Here is a 4,327-nt window from a genome sequence, read left to right as displayed (position 1 = left end):
CGCCGCGTGCGCCCCCGTGCGCCCCCTCCGTCGGACGGCCGGCGTTTCCCGCCGCTCGATGTAACGATCAGAGGTCGGTCCCACGGGGCCGCGAATCGGACATCCGGTGAACGTTTTCGAGTCCGGTTGCAGCGGGCAACTGACAGCAGGGCGAATCAGGAGGGTCACCCGTGATCATCTGGTTGAACGGGGCGTTCGGTGCGGGCAAGACCTCGGTGGCGGGGGAACTGGTGGAACTGCTGCCGGGTGGCGTGCTGTTCGAGCCGGGGCGGCTGACCGCGGTGCTCCGCGGCACCCTGCCGGTCAAGAGTTGGGAGGAGACGGGCGACGTCCGGAACCTGCCGGCCTGGCGCCGACTGGTCGTCGAGGCGGTGGCGGCCGTCCACCGCGAGACCGGCGGCACCCTGGTGGTCCCCGGCAGTCTGCTGGACCGCTCGCACCGGGACGAGATATTCGGCGGTCTGGCCGCCTGCGGGCTGAGCGTTCGGCATCTGCTGGTCCACGTCGACGAGGCCGTGCTGCGTCACCGTCTGCGGGACCGCCCCCCGCCGACGGCGGGGAGGACGAATCCCCCCGTGCCCGCCTACGGCGATCCCCCGCCGGATCGACTGCGGGCCCCCGACCCGATCGGTGCCTACCTGAGGGCGTTGGAGGAGTGGCTCGCGCTGGATGCCCACACGGTCGACGCCGCCGGGCTCACCCCCCGCCTGATAGCCGAGCGCCTCGCGAGGGCGGTGGGCGCAGGGGCGGGACTCTGCCCCATGCCGGGCACCCCGCGCCGGACGGGGGCCACCGTCGCCGCGGGCGTGCTCTTCTTCGACGAGGACGACCGGGTACTGCTGGTGGACCCGGTCTACAAGGCCGGTTGGGAGTTCCCCGGCGGGGTGGTGGAGTCGGGGGAGTCCCCGGCCCGGGCCGCGATCCGCGAGATCGCCGAGGAGTTGGGCCTGCGGATGTCCGGGGCGCCGCCCCTGCTGGTCATCGACTGGGAACCGCCCAGGCCCCCGGGGTACGGCGGGCTGCGCCTGCTCTTCGACGGCGGTGTGCTCCCGCCGGAACGTGCCGCCGGGCTGCTCCTTCCCCCCGACGAGTTGCGCGCCTGGCGGTTCGTCGACCCGGTGGAGGCCGAACGCCTGCTCTCCCCGAACCGGATGGCCCGGCTGCGCTGGGCCCTCCGGGCCCGGGCCGAGGGCCGACCGCTCAACCTCGAGGCGGGGGTCCCCGTCGGCCCCGGCGCGCCCGTGGGCCCCTGACCGCCCCGGGACCGGGGCGACCCGCCGCCGGTCCGGCGGCGGGATGCCCGGGCCCTCAGCCGGCGCGCTCGGCGTAGCGCAGCAGGAACAGCGCCTCGGCCACCGACATCCGCTCCAATTCGTCGGGGGACACGCTCTCGTCCACGGCGTGGATCCGGGCCGCCGGCTCGCTCAGCCCGGTCAACAGGATCTCCGACTCCGGGTACAGCCCCGCCAGGGTCGCGGTCAGCGGGATCGAGCCGCCCTGGCCGATCACCTCCATCCGCGCGCCGTCGTAGGCGGCGGCCATCGCCTCCGCCATGGCCTCGTACGCCGGACTCGACACATCGGCCCGGAACGGCTGTCCCTCGCCGACGGCCTCCACCGAGATCCGCGCCCCCCACGGTGCCCGCGACTCCAGGTGCGCGGCCAGCAGCTTGCCCGCCTCACCCGCGTCCACCCCCGGTGGCACGCGCAGACTGACCAGGGCCGCCGCGCTCGCCTGGACCGAGGGGGTCGCCCCCGTCACCGGTGGGCAGTCGATGCCCAGCACCGTCGCGGCGGGCCGTGCCCACAGGCGATCGGCCGGCTCGCCGGAGCCCATCAACCCGACCCCCTCCAGGACCCCCGCGTCCGCCCGGAACCGCTCCTCGGGGTAGGCGGTGCCCTCCCAGACACCGTCCGCCGGCAGCCCGTCGATCACCGTGTCGCCGGCCTCGTCGCGCAGCGAGTCCAGCACCCGGATCAGGGCGGCCAACGCGTCCGGGGCCGCGCCGCCGAACGCGCCGGAGTGCAGGTTCCCCTCCAGGGTGTCCACCCGCACCCGTGCCATCGTCATGCCGCGCAGCATCGCGGTGACGGTGGGGGCCCCGGCGCGGAAGTTCCCGCTGTCGCCGATGATCACGGCATCGGCCCGCAGGAGCTCCGGATGGGCCTCGGCATACCGCTCCAGTCCGCCGGTGCCCTGCTCCTCCGACCCCTCGACGATCACCTTGACGCCCACCGGGATCCCCCCGGTCGCGCGCAGCGCGCGCAGTGCCAGCAGGTGCATCAGCACCCCGCCCTTGCAGTCGGCGGCCCCCCGGCCGTACCACCGACCGTCCCGCTCGGTCAGTTCGAAGGGCGGGGAGGTCCAGGCGGACTCGTCCAGCGGCGGCTGCACGTCGTAGTGCGCGTAGAGCAGTACGGTCGGCGCCCCGGCGGGACCGGGCAGTTCGCCGTACACCGAGACCGTGTCGTCGGGGGTCCGCAGCAGCCGCACGTCGGGAAAGCCCTCCGCGCGCAGCGCCGTCGCGATCCACCCGGCGGCCGCCTCGCACTCGGAGGGCGGGTACTGGGCGGGGTCGGCCACCGAGCGGAAGGCGACCAACTCGGCCAGCTCCTCCCGGGCACGGGGCATCAGGGCGGCGACCCCGGCCACGATGTCGGCGGCTCGGGGGATACCGGCGTCGCGGGGGCCGGCGGCCTCGGGGGTGGACTGCATCGTGGGACCTCTCCTGGGTGTCGGGGTGTCCGGTGGGTCGGGGGTCTCCCGGCCGCGGCGCGCACCGCGGCGGGTCGGCACGGAACACCGGGCGTGCGGTGGGGTGTCCCCGATCGACCGGGCCGTCGGCGGGCCGCGTCGTCGGAGATCATCCCACAGCGGGGGTCGGCCCACCCCGGGTCGTAGGATGCCGTGACGCGGGGAATCGGGACGCGACGACGGGGAGCGGCTGCCAATCGTGAGCGGTGGGAACGGGACGGGGAACACGACCTGGGACGTCATCGTGGTGGGCGCCGGACCCGCGGGGGCCTCGGCCGCGCGGGCCGTGGCCGAGGCCGGACGTCGGGTGCTGTTGCTGGAGAGGGCGGAACTGCCCCGGTACAAGACCTGCGGCGGTGGCATCATCGGGCCGTCCCGCGACGCCCTGCCCCCCGGGTTCGACCTGCCGTTGCGCGAGCGCGTCCATGCCGTCACCTTCTCCCTGGACGGGCGCCTGACCCGAACCCGCCGTTCCCGCCGCATGCTCTTCGGCCTGGTGGACCGCCCGGAGTTCGACCGCCGACTCGTGGAGTCGGCCGTCCGGGCCGGTGCCCGACTGCGCACCGGCGCGACCGTCCTGGGAGTGGAGCAGCACGGGCCCGACGTCCCCGACCGCCGCACGGTGGTGGTGCGGCTGGCCGGCGGCGAGACGCTCCCGGCCCGTGCCGTGGTCGGCGCGGACGGCAGCGCCGGTCGCACCGGCGCGCACGTCGGGGTCCGCACGGACCGCGTGGATCTGGGCCTGGAGGCCGAGATCCCGGTTCCGCCCGAAGTGGCCGCCGATTGGCGCGGTCGGGTGCTGATCGACTGGGGGCCCCTCCCCGGGTCGTACGGCTGGGTCTTCCCCAAGGGGAACCGGCTCACGGTCGGCGTCATCTCCGCGCGGGGCGAGGGCGCGGCCACCCGGCGGTATCTGGAGAGGTTCACGGCCCGGTGCGGACTGGCCGGTTTCGAGCCCGAGATCTCCTCCGGCCATCTCACCCGGTGTCGGGCCGACGACTCGCCCCTCTCCCGGGGGCGGGTCCTGGTGTGCGGGGACGCGGCGGGCCTGCTCGAACCGTGGACCCGGGAGGGCATCTCCTTCGCCCTGCGGTCCGGGCGGTTGGCCGGGGAGGCGGCGGTGCGGATGGCCGTGGCCGCCGACGCCGTGGAGACCCGGCGACGGGCGGTGGAGTACGCCGACGCCGTCACCCGGGGACTCGGTACCGAGATGGGGGTCGGTCGTCGGCTCTACGCCGCCTTCACGCACCGACCGGCCCTGCTGCACACCGCCCTGATCGGCCTCCCCCCGGCCTGGTCGGCCTTCGCCGGTATCGTGCGCGGCTCCACCAACCTGGCCGATCTCACCCGGGACCACGCCTCGGTGCGACGGCTGGTCACCGCACTGGACCGGTTGGACGCCCGCCGGGCGGCCCCTCCCGAGGGGCCGGGAACCTCCCCCGACGGGGCGCCGGGGGCGAGAGCGGCACGGGACGACGGGGAGGACACCGGGGGGACGCGGGATCTTCCGCGCGGTTGACCCGGGCCCGGGGTCGGCGGGCGAACGCCCCGGGGTCCCCCGCCGGGGCGGGGA

3 protein-coding genes are annotated in these 4,327 nt (G+C 75.7%); 2 read left to right on the top strand and 1 reads right to left on the bottom strand.

Translation table 11 applies throughout. From position 1 onward, the window contains the following. The first annotated feature begins 170 nt into the window (after positions 1-170). Positions 171-1,253, top strand: a complete 1,083-nt coding sequence (locus FOE67_RS18080; protein ID WP_182665557.1) for an NUDIX hydrolase — start codon at positions 171-173, stop codon at positions 1,251-1,253. A gap of 55 nt (positions 1,254-1,308) precedes the next feature. On the opposite strand, the gene FOE67_RS18075 is transcribed toward FOE67_RS18080, so the two are convergent. Beyond that, positions 1,309-2,631 (bottom strand): dipeptidase, encoded by a 1,323-nt coding sequence (locus FOE67_RS18075; protein ID WP_267133342.1) that lies wholly within the window; start codon positions 2,629-2,631, stop codon positions 1,309-1,311. A 322-nt stretch (positions 2,632-2,953) separates the two neighbouring features. Here FOE67_RS18075 and FOE67_RS18070 point away from each other — a divergent pair, with 322 nt between their 5' ends. Further along, a complete protein-coding gene (locus FOE67_RS18070; RefSeq protein ID WP_323385005.1) occupies positions 2,954-4,273 on the top strand; it encodes a geranylgeranyl reductase family protein in 1,320 nt (439 codons plus the stop codon). Positions 4,274-4,327: the final 54 nt, after the last annotated feature.

The organism is Streptomyces calidiresistens, from assembly GCF_014141525.1.
Taxonomy (GTDB): Bacteria; Actinomycetota; Actinomycetes; order Streptomycetales; family Streptomycetaceae; genus Streptomyces; species Streptomyces calidiresistens.
Note: the sequence above shows the minus strand (reverse complement) of the source record. Positions and strands in the feature narration are given on the sequence as shown.